We start from the raw sequence: 13,160 nt of genomic DNA on the forward strand, positions 1-13,160 counted from the left end.
TCGATTCGCGGAAAACTCTGCGACGATCTTGGCCGGTCGAGTACAGGACCTGACCCTTCTGGAGTGAACTCGATGACTGACCAAGTAATGCCTCGCTACATCCCCATCGACACCTACGACGCCGAGTCCCCGGTGCTCTATATCAACACCCACAAAGAACTCAGCGACATGGCCGCCTGTGCGATGCACCGGTTTGTGGTTGTGCGCGATCTGGCGGACACCTTGTCCAGCCTCAACCTCAAGGGTATTTCCGATTTTGACCTGACGCGGGTGACCAGCGCGGTGCATCTGTTGATGCGCGAAGGGTGTGCGATTTTGAATGTGATTCAGGCCAGGGCGATGCAGCGGGAGGAGGCTTACAAAACCCCGATTTAGCGCTGTGGCGGCTGACGTCATCGCTGGCAAGCCAGCTCCCACAGGATTTTCTTGTGACCACAAATCTGTGGTCAGCCACTTAACCTGTGGGAGTCTGGCTTGCCAGCGATGGCGTCAGTCCGGCCAACACATCACTCCTTGACGCTCATATATTCCTTGGCCCAGAGAATGTATTCCTCCGGCTGGGTATAGGTATGCGTCAATTCGGTCGCGCTCAAGTCCGAAGCCTGGGTAAAGATCTGCCGCTGTTCGCGCAGGCTGTCGTAGGTTGCCTTGATCGCCGCGAAGTACGCGCCATGGCCGTCGATGGTCACGCGCACGCCCAGTTCGGCCAGACGTTTGTCGTCGCGCAGTGCCGGGTTGCCGTAGGTCACCAGCATCAGCGGCACGGTCAGATGTTCTGCAATCTGCTCCAACTGATCGAAGTCCTGCACGCCAACCATGCAAATGCCATCGGCGCCGGCAGCTTGATACTGGCGGGTGCGGCTGATGATTTCCTGGTTCGGCAGGATGCCGGCGTTGGTGCGGGCGATGATCGCCATTTCCGTGTCGACCCTGGCTTCCAGCGCTGCGCGGATCTTGCCGACGCCTTCGGCAACCGTGATCAGGTCAGTGGATTTACGGCCAAATTGGGCGGGCAGCAAGGTGTCTTCGATGGTCAGGGCGGCGACGCCGGCGCGTTCCAGTTCGACGATGGTGCGCATCACGTTGAGGGCGTTGCCGTAGCCGTGGTCGGCGTCGGCGATCACCGGCAATTGGGCGACACGGCCGATGCGGGTGGCCTGTTCGGCGAACTCGCTGAGGGTGATCAGGGCAAAGTCCGGCGCGCCCAATACCTGCAGCGAGGCCACGGAACCCCCGAGAATCCCCACTTCAAAACCCAGGTCCGCGGCAATGCGGGCGGACATCGGGTCGAACACCGAGGCCGTGTGGTAGCAGGTGTCGGAGGCCAGCAGCTGACGGAAGTTACGGCGCAAATCTTGATGGGAAAGCCTGGTCATACGAGTTCCACCAATACAAAGGAATGGAACGGCTTGAGCAAAGGTGTCAACGCCGAAGAATGAAAAGGCTATCACGCGAATGGGTCAATGATCATGACGAATTTGCAAGGATGCTGCTGGCAGTGAGTCCCGGGCTGAAAGGATTCACTTGTAAAGGGGGGATTTGCTTGTGGTGTGATCTCTGAAGTTCAGGCTGCCACCGCTTGTTGCTGTTGATTGGGCAACATCACCGCCCGCACCGAATTGCCCGGTTGCAGTTGCAGGCGCTTGGCCGTGAGGCGGTCGATCACCAAGCTGCTGCCGACCCGACGAGCGCGGGCGACGGTGATGCGGCAGTTTTCCAGGCGGCGGTTATGGATCAGCCACAGAGGCGCCTGTTCGTCCGGGGTGCCGAGGCTCAGGGCCAACTCAAGGCTGTCGCGCACCGTGCGAATGTTGCGGATTGGCGCTTCGATCACCGGCCCACCGTCGAAAATGTCGATATAGCCTTTGTGGGTGAAACCCTCGGCCTGGAGGATTTTCAGCGCCGGTTCGGTATTGGGGTGCGCCTGACCGATGGCGGCTTGCGCCTGTTCGGTGAGCAGGCAGGTGTACAACGGCTGGCGCGGCATCAATTCGGCGATGAACGATTTGTTGCCCAGCCCCGACAGGTGATCGGCGTGACTGAAGTCCATCTGGAAGAAGTGTCGGCCCAGACTGTCCCAGAACGGCGAGCAACCCAGCTCATCGGCACTGCCGCGCAGTTCGGCGATCATCTTCTCGCCAAACAGATGCGGGAACTCAGCGACGAACAGCAAACGCCCCAACGACAACAAGCGGCCGTTGCTGCCGTGGCGATGGTTATGGCCCAGAAACAACGAGCACAGCTCCGATTGCCCGGTCAGTTCGTTATTGAGGAACAGAGTCGGGATCTGCCGTTGAATGCCCAGGTCCGGGGCCGAACTCACCGTCAGCCCGACCCGATAGTTGTACCAGGGCTCGCGCAAACCAACCGCGCCGGCCATTGCGCTGACACCCACCACGCGCATGTCATCGTCTTCGAGCACAAACAGATAGTCGGCATCGGCACGTTCGACCTGCTCGGCGAACGCCCGTTGCGCCCAGCGCACCCGGTGGGACAGGCGATCTTCGTTGGCCGGCAGGGTGGTGAACCCCGGGCCTGCCTGCTGTACCAGCGTCATCAACGCGGGCAGGTCGCTGACTTTAACCGGGCGGACAATCATGCTGTAACTCCTTCTTCGCGCCTGTTCGGGCACTGTCGTTGGGTGCGGAACCGGGCGCGGTTCACAGGGCAATCAGCCGGATCGGGCTGTCATCGGTCACGTTCAGCGCCGCACACATTGCAGGGGTGAGGGACAGCGGTTGATCGGGGTGGTAATCGAGTTCGGCGACGATGGCCCGGAAGCCATGCAGCGCATCGTTGCTCAGCAGATAACGGCTGCGTGCATCAATGTGCGATTGTTGCTGCGCCTGTGCGGTCCGGCTTTGAGCGACTGAACGGATGTTCGCGGTGCGCGCGTACAACGTCGGGCCAGCGTCGAACAAGTCAATGTAGCTGTTGGTTTCGAAGCCTTCGCGCTCAAGAATGTCGAAGGCTTCCTGGCCATCCGGGTGAATACGGCCGATACAGTCCTGTGCCGCTTGCGGCAGCATCGGCACGTAGATCGGGTATTGCGGCATCAGTTCGGCGAGGAACGCGCGGCTCTGCAACCCGCACAGGCGCTCGGCCTCGGCGTAGGGCAGGTCGAAGAAGTGTTTGCCCAGCGCATCCCAGAACGGCGAATGACCGTTCTCGTCGCTGTAACCGACGATTTCGGTAATCACTGCTTCGGCGAAGCGCTGCGCGTGGGCCGCGATGAACAGCAAGCGCGCCCGCGAGAGCAATTCGGAAAACGGCGTTCGCACTAGCGCTGCGTCGATGTGGAAACCACGCAACAGGGTGTGATCGTTCAGGTCGTGGCACAACGAAAGCGCCGGCACGCCGTGCTCGATATTCAGCTCCCGCGAGGCACTGGTGAAATGGCGATTGCGCAGGCTGTAGAACGGCTCGCCAAAACCGGCCTTGGCGAGGATCTCCGAACAGCCCACCAGCCGCTGACTGTCGGAATCTTCCAGCACGAAGAAATAGTTCTCCGGGCCGTGGGCCGCGGCTTCGCTGTCAAACGAGGCACAGGAGCCAGCGATTTTCTCGCGCAAACGCTCGCTGTCGTCCGGTAGGGAGGTCACGCCCACCAGACTGTCGCGGGCCAATTGTTGGAGCTGGGGCAGGTCATTCTGCTCGACTGGGCGTAAGACCAGCATGGATGTACTCCTGTATCAAAAGGTTCGGCGAATCACCGAACCTGACTATCACTGTCGGTTTCCACGCGTTAAAGCGGCGGTCGCCTGATTTGTTGTCAGACGCCGCTCTTTTTCTTGTCAGCCGTTGCTCGGGTCAGGCAGCGCGGTACTGGCGCCGAACTTGTTGAGGAAAAACAGGTACACCAGGCCCAGACCAATCCAGATCAGGCCGAGTTTTTGCGCATCGACGCCCATGTTGTACATGATGGCCGCGACGATGATGAAGCCGATCACCGGGCAGATCAGATGGCGCACGACCTGACCGGATTTTTTCCGACGCCAGTAGTAGTTGATCACGGTCAGGTGCAGCAGCATGAAGCCGCTTAGCGCGCCGAAGTTCACCAGCGAGGTCAGGGTGTCGACCGAGTTGATAAACAGGTAGCAGATCACCAGCGACAGCACCGCCACCAGATAAATGCTCAGGTACGGCGTGTTGTGTTTCGGATGCACTTTGGCCAGCACTTTCGGCAACTTGCCGTCGCGGGCCATGCCGAACAGCAGGCGCGAGACAGCGGCTTGCGAAGTGATTGCCACCGCCACGCCCCAGGCCAGCGCAGTCGCTACAGCGGTCAGGGTCGCCAGCCAACTGCCAGCGGCGATTTCGGCAATTTCATAGAACGCGGTGTCGGCGGATTTGAAGCCCATGCCCGCTGCCAGATCAGTAGCAATCCAGGTCTGCGCAACGAAGATCACACCCATCACCATCAAGGTGATCAGAGCGGCTTTGCCGACGCTGCGGCCCGGGTCGCCCTTGATCTCTTCGGCGAGGGTGGAAATCGCGTCGAAGCCGAGGAACGACAGCACCGCAATCGACACCGCTTGCATCAACAGGGCGAAATTGAAGGTTTCCGGGTGATACAGCGGCGCCAGAGTCAGCTCGCCGTTACCGCCACCGTTGTGCAGGGCGTTCCAGGCGTAGAACAGGAAGATGCCCAGCACCACCAGTTGCGCCAACAGGAAAATGATGTTCATCCGCGCGGTGAAGGTGATGCCGCGCAGGTTGACGAAAGTCGCGCTGACGAGGAACGCCAGAATGAAGCCGACTTTCGGAATGTCCGGATACAAATGGTTGAGCGCCATCGCCGCATACACATACAGCAGCGGTGGTATCAGCAGGTAATCGAGCAGCATCAGCCAACCGGCGATGAAGCCGACGTGTTGATTGAGGCCGCGTTGCGCGTAGGAATACACCGAGCCTGCGATCGGAAAAGCCTTGGCCATGCTGCCGTAGCTCAACGCCGTGAACAGCATCGCCACCATGCCGATGATGTACGCCAGCGGCACCATTCCCGGTGCCTCGGCATTCACGTAGCCATACACGCCGAACGGGGCGATGGGGATCATGAAGATCATCCCGTACACCACCAGATCCGTGAGCGTGAGGCTCCGTTTCAACTCTTGCTTGTAGCCGAATTCTTCAATTTCCATGAAGCGCAACTCCTTGTCAGCCATCGATTGTCTTTTAGTTCTTCTATCGGTAATCCGTTACAGCATCAGCAGTCTTTACAGGCGTCTTTCCTTACAGCAATGGTGCGAGGTATCCAGCCCAGCGCGAGACGGCTTCCGGGCTTTGCAGCAAGTCGTTGCGCACCTCGATCAACACCGACTCCAGGCCGCGGGCGTCACCGTGCACCGGCACGGTCATGTCGCCCAGCGGATCTATCTTGTACGGCTGGTTGCCCGCGACTTTCAGCGGAAGCTCTTCGAGGCCGTCGAGCAGCCGTTGGGCATACGCCTTGGCCTGACCAAACAACACGCCGATTTCCAGCGGGCGCGGCTGGCCGTAATACACCGGGGTGAAACTGTGAATCCCGACCACCCGCACCGGTTGACCCTTGGCGATGCGTTCGTCGATCAGCGTCTGCAACTGTGTGTGAAACGGCTTGAACAGCGTCTGGCGCCGGTATTCTCGGGTGGCTTCGTCCAGCTCGCGGTTGCCCGGCACTTGGTAAATCTCGCTCTGCGCCGGAATGCTGTCAGGCGCATGCCGTGGTCGATTCAGATCAATCAGCAGCCGCGAATAGTTGGCGCTCAACAGCGTCGCGCCGAGTGTTTCCGACAATTGCTCGGCCAGTTGCAGCGCGCCGATGTCCCAGGCGATGTGCTCGCGCGCGGCGGCATCGTCCAGACCCAGGTTGTTCAGGGCCTCTGGGATGTAGCGACTGGCGTGCTCGCACACCAGAATCACCGGGTGCGTCGAGTCAGCTCGGCTCAGGTTGTAGACCGGTCGGGTGTACAACCCCAGTTCGGTGGATTCAGTACAGGCGTGCATAGTGTTCACACAGGTCAGCGGGCGAGAGCTGTTCCGTCAGCGCCAGTTCCTCGGTTTTCAGGGCGTGGTAAGTATCGAGCAACGGCTTGGGCAGCCATTCATTGAAGGCGCCACTGTTGCGCAGGCAATCCAGTGCCTGGGCCAGCGAGACGGGCAGGGCAACGATGCCCCGCGCCGTGCGTTGCTCGTCGTTAAGTGAGTCGGGAATCTCATCGGTGATCGCGTTCAGCGCCAGACGCTGTTCGATGCCCAGGCGTCCGGCGATCAGCAGCGCAGCCATGGCCAGGTGCGGCGAGGCGGTGGCGTCCATGGCGCGGAATTCCAGGTTGAACTGCGTGGCCACGGATTTGCCGCCCAGCGTCACCGTCGGGCAGATGCGCAGCGCCGCTTCACGGTTCTGCTGGCCCAGGCAGGCGTAGGACGCGCTCCAGTGGTGCGGCTGCAAGCGCTCGTACGACACCGGCGTCGGCGCAGTAAACGCACACAGCGCCGGCAAGTAATGCAGGATGCCCGCCGCCCAATGCTGGCCGAGAGTCGACAGACCATTGCTGGTACCCGCGTCGTAGAGCATTGGCTGGCCGGCCAGATCAAGAAGGCTGACGTGCAGGTGTACCCCGTTGCACACCGCGTTCTCGGCGGTTTTCGGCGCGAAGCTCAGGTCGAGGCCCATTTGCCGGGCAATCTCGCGGGTAATCTCGCGCACGTTTACTGCGCGGTCCGCCGCTGCCACGCCGAGGGTTGGACGGCAGGTGATTTCGTATTGATGCTTGCCGTATTCCGGCAGGAACATTTCCGGCTCGACGCCACCGGCGCGCAGGGCGCTGAGCAGCCAGCCGCCGAATTCGGCGCCCTGACGCTGCGCTTCGAGGGAAAACGCCAGGTGTTCGGCAAAGCCTGCATGCAAGTTGAATTCGTGTTCGAACGCGGCGTTGACCTGCAACCCCAACGCGTCGCGGTAGCGCTCGATTTCATCACGCAACAACGTGCGCGGGCAGGCGCCCCACGGGCGGCCATCGGTTTCGCGGATATCGCCGTGAATGAAATCCAGCGCTGGCGCATCGGCATCCGGCCCGTTGCTGACGGTGACGCGGCTGCTCAGATCGGGAATCAGGCGCAAGTCACCATAAGCGCCCCACGGGTTGGTCGAGGCAATGATGTCTTGGGGCGTCAACGCGCTGTTGGCCGGAACCCAGCCGCAACCGGCGGCCTGGTAATGCTCAAGTTCATCGGTGGGGAACGAGCGGCCACGGGTGATGCCGATCAGGTCAGTGGTGACGATGGTGGTCATCGGCAGCGGCGTCAGGCGTGCGCTCATTGCTGCATCTCCTGCAACCGAGCGAGCACGGTATCGGTGTCGGTGATCCAGCAGTAACCCTTGATCGCATTCAGGCAGGCGTGATGCCGGGCTTCGTTGTAGGTGGCGCAGGCGTCTTCGACCAGCGTCACCAGATAGCCACGGTCGGCGGCGTCGCGCACGGCCATGTCGACGCATTGGTCGGTGACGATGCCGGCGATGATCAGATGGCGGGTTTCGAGGTTGCGCAGCACGTAGTCGATGTTGGTCGAGTTGAAGACCCCGGACGAGGTTTTCGGCAGGACGATTTCGTTTTCCACCGGGGTCAGGTCTTCAATGATTCGCGCCTGCGCGCTGCCCTTGGGCAGGTGCATGTCTGACAGCTTGTGATCCAGCGAGCGGTCGCGGCCATCAGCGGTCAGGCTTTCGATGATGGTGTGCAGGACGTTTTGCCGCGCCTGACGAAAGGCACTGAGCAACCGGCGTTGATTGGGCACCACCTGCATGTGCGCGCGGGTCAGGAAATACTCGCCGTCCGGGCCGTTCAGGTGCGGGTCGAACTGCGGTTCGAGCCAGGCACGCTGCATGTCGACCAGCAGCAACGCGGTATGGTCGGTGACAAACGGCAAGTCCCGCGGCGAGCGGTGGGGAAGGCTGAACATCCTTATTTATCCTCCAGCAGGTGGGTGTTGAAGTCGTTGCGCAGGGCGTCGATGCCTTCCAGGCGATCGGCCAGATTTTCAGTGCGCAGGGTCAGACAGGCGATCAGTGCTTCGACCTGAGCCAGCGCCGGGACCATGGTGTCGAACGGCGAAGCCGATTCCACCGGGGCGCTGATGATCAGATCAGCCAGTTCGCGCAGCGGCGAGGCGTAGATGTCGGTGAACAGCACCACGCGCGCGTTGCTGTTTTTCGCGGCACTGGCGACGCGCAGGGCCTGGGTTTGATAACGGCGGTAGTCAAACACCAGCACCACGTCCTGGCGTTGCAGATCGAACAGGCGATCGGGCAGTTGCGCGTTGTCCTCCAGTGCAAAGCAACCGGGGCGCAGCAGGCGCAAGTGATTGAGCAGGTAAGTCGCCATCAGGCTGCTGAAACGGCCGCCGAAGCAGTACACCTGATGTCGGCCATCGAGCAGCCAGTCGGTGAGGATGCGCACGTCTTCGGGTTGGGTCAGCGATAGGGTTTCAACCAGCAGGCGGTGGCTGTCGCCCAGATAGTGGCTCCAGGCGTCATCCTTTTGCTGCTGCGCGCGTGGCTGCAGCAGGGTGCGCGGCGAGCGCAGGCGATGGTCCATGTCGCTGAGCAGGGCGTCCTGGAATTCGGCATAACCGCCGAAACCGAGTTTTTTCACCAGCCTGACGATGGTCGGATCGCTGACGCCGGCATGTTCGGCCAGTCGCGCCATGGGCCCCAGCCCATTGCGTGGGTACTGATCAAGCAGGGCGCGAACAACTTTGCGCTCCGACGGCGTAAGGTCGAGGCCGGGGTCGGTGATCAGGTCTCTGAGAGGGGGCATCCTGGCTCCTGCTGGATGGGTGTGTCGAATTCGTTTCACAATCCGTTAAAACAGTATTTATGTAACGGACGCTACATGTCTAGCGATTTTTTTGCCGTGTTGAAAAGGCCCTAAAATGGGGCGAGATACCCGTGTAACAAGGGCTACATTGAGGTCGACATGTCTTGTAGTCCATTGCCCATTGTGGTGTCAGATATCGCCGCTTTTTCGCCATCGCTGAGTGACACTTCGCGGCATCGGTCAGTCCGGAAGCCTCGGTTTACGGCACAATGGCCAACATATCGGCAATGCGCCGTTGAATTTTGATGTCCCTCGACCGAGTGATTGATTGTGCAAACCAGCCGTTTGACATTGATATGCCATGCACGAACCGTCGCACAAAAATTGGCGCGTTTTCCTACGAGTGAGCCTGTTGAAAATATTGGCTTGGCCTCTGAGGCGCTGGCTACGCGTTTCCAACCTCCGCGGCGTTTGATCTGCGGACCGGAGTTGCGCACCCGGCAGACGGCGGCGTGGTTTGGCGCGGATGCTCAAGTCGATGAGGCGCTGCGCGATTGTGATTGGGGGCAGTGGCACGGCCAATCGATCAAGGATCTGCAAAGCACACAGGAAGCGGCGTTGCGCACCTGGCTCGAACATCCCCACGCCACGCCCCACGGTGGTGAGTCGGTTGCGCAACTTTGTGAGCGGGTGGCAGCGTGGCTGGTCAGTTTGCAAGCCACGCCGGGCCATGTCGTGGCGGTCACCCATCCGTTCATCATCCGCGCCGCGCTGATGCAGATGATGCGCGGTTCGGCCTTTCATGACATTGATGTCGAGCCGTTATCGGTTGTCGAATTGCGCTTCACGGGGCGCTGGCGGCTACGCTTGCCCGGTCTCGACGTTGCAGGAGCGCACTGATGAAACAACTGCTGGTGATCGGCATCGGTGCCGGCAATCCGGACTACATCACGATGCAGGCGGTGAAAGCGCTGAATCGGGTGGATGTTTTTTTTCTGATGGATAAAGGCGCGAGCAAGGACCAACTGATCGACCTGCGTCGCGAGATCTGTGAGCGCTACATCACGGATCCCACGTATCGTTTCGTCCAAGCCCACAGCCCGGAGCGCGAGCGTGGCGACGTGGACTACACCACCAGCGTCGATGATCTGAATCGCGCCAAACAGCAAACCTTCGAACGGCTGATCAATGACGAAATGTCTGACGGCGAGTGCGGCGGTTTTCTGGTGTGGGGCGATCCGGCGTTGTACGACAGCACCATTCGTATCCTCCAGGCGATTCTGGCGTCAGGCCGCTGTGCCTTCGAGTTTGAGGTGATCCCCGGGATTACCAGCGTTCAGGCGTTGGCCGCGCAGCACAAGGTGCCGCTGAACACGATTGGCCGCTCGATAGAAATCACCACAGGCCGGCGTCTGGCGGCGGGGCAGGTGAGTGATGCCGACAGTCTGGTGGTGATGCTCGACGCCGAAGATTCCTACCAGCATGTGGCTGATCCGCAGACAGAGATTTACTGGGGGGCCTATCTGGGCACGCCGGATGAGATTCTGATCAGCGGCAAAATCGGGGAGGTGGCGGATGAGATCGAGCGGGTGCGCAAGGCTGCACGGGCTGAGCATGGGTGGATCATGGATACTTATTTGCTGCGCAAGCCATATTCGTGAACGACACAATCCTCTATCGGAGCAGCCTTCGGCAACTCCTGCAGGTAAGCAGGTAGACAGCGGGCGGATGTCGTGGATCCGCTCGCTGTCTGTATTGCTCTTTATCCGCGTTGCAGCGCCAGGGCGACGCCTTGGCCACCACCGATGCAAAGGGTCGCCAGACCCTTTTTCGCATCACGCTTGATCATTTCATGCAGCAAAGTCACCAGCACCCGGCAACCCGATGCACCGATCGGGTGGCCCAAAGCGATAGCGCCACCGTTGACGTTGACCTTGTCCAGATCCCATTGCAGATCCTTGGCCACGGCCAGCGATTGTGCGGCGAAGGCTTCGTTGGCTTCGATCAGATCGAGCTGGTCAATCGACCAGCCAGCCTTGTCCAGGCAGCGACGAGTGGCCGAGACCGGGCCGATGCCCATGATCGCCGGGTCGACGCCCGCGTTGGCGTAAGCGGCGATAGTGGCCAGCACTGGCAGGCCCAGCGCCTTGGCTTTCTCGGCGCTCATCAGGATCACAGCGGCGGCGCCGTCGTTCAGCGAGGAAGCATTGCCGGCAGTGACACTGCCATCCTTTTTGAAAGCCGGGCGCAGTTTGGCCAGGGATTCGGCGGTGGTAGCGCCGCGCGGTTGCTCGTCAACCTTGAACGCAACCGGGTCGCCTTTGCGCTGCGGAATCAGGATCGGGGTGATTTCATCGACGAAGCGACCGGCCTCGATGGCAGCGGCGGCTTTCTGCTGTGAAGCAGCAGCGAAGGTGTCCTGCTGTTCACGGGTGATTTCGTATTTGTCGACCAGATTCTCGGCAGTGATACCCATGTGGTAATCGTTGAACGCATCCCACAGGCCGTCGCTGATCATGGTGTCGACGATTTGCGCGTGACCCATGCGCAGACCGGTGCGCGCACCCGGCATCACGTAGTTGGACAGGCTCATGTTTTCCTGGCCGCCGGCGATGATCACGTCAGCGTCGCCGCAGCGGATCGCCTGGGCGCCGAGGTGCAGGGCTTTCAGACCCGAGCCGCAGACCTTGTTCAGGGTGATGGCCGGTACGGCGTGGGGCAGGCCAGCCTTGATCGCGGCCTGACGCGCCGGGTTCTGGCCGGCGCCGGCAGTCAGCACTTGGCCCATGATCACTTCATCGACCTGAGCACCGTCCAGACCGGTCTGCTCGAGCAACTGGCGGATCACCGCCGCGCCCAGATCGACTGCGGATACCGAGGCCAGCGCACCCTGGAAACTGCCGATCGCGGTACGCGTGGCGGCAACAATGACAACGTCTTGCATTTTCGAATTCCTCACTGGGCAGCGAACTGCATTTCCGGTACGTGATCAGGCACGATCAGTTTGCCGGCGGTTTTGGCCACAATCTCTTCAATGCTGACGCCCGGTGCGCGCTCTTTGAGAATGAACGCGCCGTTCTCGATTTCGAGATAGGCGAGGTCGGTCAGCACACGCTTGATGCACCCGGCGCCGGTCAGCGGCAGGCTGCACTTGGATAACAGTTTGGACTCACCATCCTTGGATGCGTGGGTCATGATGACGATGATGTTGTCTGCGCCAGCCACCAGATCCATCGCGCCGCCCATGCCCTTGACCAGTTTGCCGGGGATCATCCACGAGGCGATGTTGCCTTCGACGTCCACTTCAAACGCGCCGAGCACGGTCAGGTCGACATGGCCGCCGCGAATCATCGCAAAGGATTCGGCGGAGGAGAAGATCGACGCGCCAATGCGCGCGGTCACCGTCTGTTTGCCGGCGTTGATCATGTCGGCATCGATGGTTTCTTCCGTCGGAAAAGGACCCATGCCGAGCAGGCCGTTTTCCGATTGCAGCATGACTTCCATGCCTTCGGGAATGTAGTTGGCGACCAGGGTCGGAATGCCGATACCGAGGTTCACGTAATAGCCGTCCTGCATTTCGCGGGCGACGCGCTGAGCCATTTGTTCGCGGGAAAGTGCCATGTTTTTATTCTCCGTCAGCCTGAATTATTTGCGGATGGTGCGCTGTTCGATGCGTTTTTCGAACGTGCCGCAAATGACCCGGTCGACGTAGATGCCCGGGGTGTGGATGTGTGCCGGGTCCAATTCGCCGGGTTCGACGATTTCTTCGACTTCGACCACGGTGATCTTCCCAGCAGTGGCGGCCAGCGGATTGAAGTTCTGCGCAGTGTGACGGTAGATGACGTTACCGAAGTGGTCGGCTTTCCAGCCTTTGACGATGGCGAAGTCGCCGGTGATGGATTCTTCCATCAGGTACTTGCGACCTTTGAACTCACGCACTTCTTTACCGTCGGCGACTGGAGTGCCGACACCGGTAGCGGTGAAGAAGGCCGGGATCCCGGCACCACCTGCGCGCATTTTCTCGGCCAGGGTGCCTTGCGGGGTCAGGATGACTTCGATTTCGCCTTTGAGCAGTTGCTCTTCGAACAACTTGTTTTCGCCGACGTAAGAGGCGACGACCTTGCTGATCTGGCGGTCGGTCAGCAGTACGCCAAGACCGAAACCGTCGACGCCGCAGTTGTTGGAAACTACGGTGAGGTCGCGGGTGCCTTTGCGCTTGATCTCGGCGATCAGGTTTTCCGGAATGCCGCACAGACCGAAGCCGCCGGCGATGACGGTCATGCCGTCTTCAAGCCCGGCGAGGGCTTCCTCGTAGGAACTCACGCGCTTGTCGAAACCTGCCATATGCACCTCTTTTAT

The 13,160-nt window shown here is 60.6% G+C and carries 14 protein-coding genes; 3 read left to right on the top strand and 11 right to left on the bottom strand.

Features of this window, described 5'->3' with window-relative positions; all coding sequences use genetic code 11:
• Positions 1–72 precede the first annotated feature (72 nt).
• Complete coding sequence (locus IAI51_RS02610) at positions 73–375, top strand: hypothetical protein (protein WP_187677065.1); 303 nt, start codon at positions 73–75, stop codon at positions 373–375.
• A 131-nt stretch (positions 376–506) separates the two neighbouring features.
• Here IAI51_RS02610 and IAI51_RS02615 read toward each other — a convergent pair whose 3' ends face one another.
• The 8 genes from IAI51_RS02615 to IAI51_RS02650 all read right to left on the bottom strand — a co-directional run bounded on the left by IAI51_RS02615 (position 507) and on the right by IAI51_RS02650 (position 8,801).
• Positions 507–1,376: an oxaloacetate decarboxylase gene (locus IAI51_RS02615; protein ID WP_016774123.1), complete on the bottom strand. Its 870-nt coding sequence runs from the start codon at positions 1,374–1,376 to the stop codon at positions 507–509.
• 188 nt (positions 1,377–1,564) lie between these two features.
• Entirely contained in the window at positions 1,565–2,599 is a 1,035-nt protein-coding gene (gene astA / locus IAI51_RS02620) for an arginine N-succinyltransferase (protein WP_187677066.1), read from the bottom strand.
• A 61-nt stretch (positions 2,600–2,660) separates the two neighbouring features.
• Positions 2,661–3,677, bottom strand: a complete 1,017-nt coding sequence (locus IAI51_RS02625; RefSeq protein WP_187677067.1) for an arginine N-succinyltransferase — start codon at positions 3,675–3,677, stop codon at positions 2,661–2,663.
• Between the two features lie 117 nt (positions 3,678–3,794).
• Positions 3,795–5,144, bottom strand: coding sequence for an APC family permease (locus IAI51_RS02630; RefSeq protein WP_187677068.1), 1,350 nt, complete (start codon positions 5,142–5,144; stop codon positions 3,795–3,797).
• A 91-nt stretch (positions 5,145–5,235) separates the two neighbouring features.
• Positions 5,236–5,988 carry an N-formylglutamate amidohydrolase gene (locus IAI51_RS02635; RefSeq protein ID WP_187677069.1) on the bottom strand — a complete coding sequence of 251 codons (753 nt, stop codon included), beginning with the start codon at positions 5,986–5,988 and terminating at the stop codon, positions 5,236–5,238.
• Entirely contained in the window at positions 5,972–7,303 is a 1,332-nt protein-coding gene (locus IAI51_RS02640; protein ID WP_187677070.1) for a glutamine synthetase, read from the bottom strand. The genes IAI51_RS02635 and IAI51_RS02640 overlap by 17 nt, the downstream gene beginning before the upstream one ends.
• Positions 7,300–7,944: an isochorismatase family cysteine hydrolase gene (locus IAI51_RS02645; protein ID WP_187677071.1), complete on the bottom strand. Its 645-nt coding sequence runs from the start codon at positions 7,942–7,944 to the stop codon at positions 7,300–7,302. The genes IAI51_RS02640 and IAI51_RS02645 overlap by 4 nt, the downstream gene beginning before the upstream one ends.
• A gap of 2 nt (positions 7,945–7,946) precedes the next feature.
• Positions 7,947–8,801 (bottom strand): MurR/RpiR family transcriptional regulator, encoded by an 855-nt coding sequence (locus tag IAI51_RS02650; RefSeq protein ID WP_187677072.1) that lies wholly within the window; start codon positions 8,799–8,801, stop codon positions 7,947–7,949.
• A 330-nt stretch (positions 8,802–9,131) separates the two neighbouring features.
• On the opposite strand from IAI51_RS02650, the gene IAI51_RS02655 reads away from it, so the two are divergent.
• Positions 9,132–9,701: a histidine phosphatase family protein gene (locus IAI51_RS02655; RefSeq protein ID WP_187677073.1), complete on the top strand. Its 570-nt coding sequence runs from the start codon at positions 9,132–9,134 to the stop codon at positions 9,699–9,701.
• The gene (cobF, locus tag IAI51_RS02660) at positions 9,701–10,462 is read left to right on the top strand and encodes a precorrin-6A synthase (deacetylating) (protein WP_187677074.1); all 762 of its coding nucleotides are present in this window, start codon (positions 9,701–9,703) and stop codon (positions 10,460–10,462) included. Before IAI51_RS02655 ends, cobF begins: the two co-directional genes overlap by 1 nt.
• Before the next feature lie 101 nt (positions 10,463–10,563).
• Here cobF and IAI51_RS02665 read toward each other — a convergent pair whose 3' ends face one another.
• The 3 genes from IAI51_RS02665 to IAI51_RS02675 are packed head-to-tail and all read right to left on the bottom strand — an operon-like array spanning position 10,564 to position 13,145.
• Positions 10,564–11,745, bottom strand: coding sequence for an acetyl-CoA C-acetyltransferase (locus IAI51_RS02665; RefSeq protein WP_187677075.1), 1,182 nt, complete (start codon positions 11,743–11,745; stop codon positions 10,564–10,566).
• A gap of 11 nt (positions 11,746–11,756) precedes the next feature.
• A complete protein-coding gene (locus IAI51_RS02670; RefSeq protein WP_187677076.1) occupies positions 11,757–12,422 on the bottom strand; it encodes a CoA transferase subunit B in 666 nt (221 codons plus the stop codon).
• Positions 12,423–12,446: 24 nt separating this feature from the next.
• Positions 12,447–13,145: a CoA transferase subunit A gene (locus IAI51_RS02675; protein ID WP_187677077.1), complete on the bottom strand. Its 699-nt coding sequence runs from the start codon at positions 13,143–13,145 to the stop codon at positions 12,447–12,449.
• Between the last annotated feature and the right edge of the window lie 15 nt (positions 13,146–13,160).

This window comes from Pseudomonas sp. N40(2020) (assembly GCF_014472415.1).
Taxonomy (GTDB): Bacteria; Pseudomonadota; Gammaproteobacteria; order Pseudomonadales; family Pseudomonadaceae; genus Aquipseudomonas.